Genomic DNA, 657 nt, shown 5'->3' with positions numbered 1-657 from the left:
ACAGGGTCGTGACGTCGTACAGGCACAGCGAGACGTCGCCGCTGGCCGCGGCGTGCTCGAAGCACGCCCTGGCGATCTGGTCCCGGTAGCTGCCCCTGTGCGCGCGGGACAGGGTGCGCCGCATCGTCTTCTCGCTCGCCGGGCGGACACCCAGGTCGCCCAGCACGCGGGCGGTGTCCAGGATGGAGGTCGGCTCCACGATCCGGGCGACCACCAGGTCCCGGAACACCTCGTCGGCGAGGGCGTCGAAGCCGAGGTCGTCGAACACCGCCGCGAGCACGTCGAAGAGGACCCGTGAGGCGGTGGCGACCACCCGTGGCGGGGCAACCGCCGATCGCCCTGGCACCGGTGTCCCCGGGTTCTCGAAGAGCGCCAGCGCTCCGGGCGGCCCGATCAGCGCAGTCCTGGGCGCAGCAGGGGCCAGGCCCAAGTCGAATTCGCCCTGGCCGGGGTCGTCCAGCAGCTCCCGCGCCCGCTCGACCAGGAGCCCGAGCTCAGCCTCGGTATGGGCCGAGCCGACATGGGCCACGATCCGCCGCCGCCCGCCCACGGACTCGGCGATCTGCACGGCCGTCGCCCCGGAGGCCGTCCGAACCCGCCGAATCCACGCCACAGCCACCACAGTAGAGCACCAATTAGTGCCTCAGAACCGCCCCG

Annotated in this window: 1 pseudogene; it reads right to left on the bottom strand. The window is 72.6% G+C overall.

Annotated elements, in window-relative coordinates:
• Positions 1–613, bottom strand: a pseudogene (locus tag IE231_RS18125) (IS1634 family transposase); the annotation flags it as partial.
• Positions 614–657 lie beyond the last annotated feature (44 nt).

It is taken from the genome of Sinomonas cellulolyticus (assembly GCF_014656475.1).
Classification (GTDB): Bacteria; Actinomycetota; Actinomycetes; order Actinomycetales; family Micrococcaceae; genus Sinomonas; species Sinomonas cellulolyticus.
The sequence above is the reverse complement of the archived record's forward strand: the minus strand, read 5'-3'. Positions and strand labels throughout refer to the sequence as shown.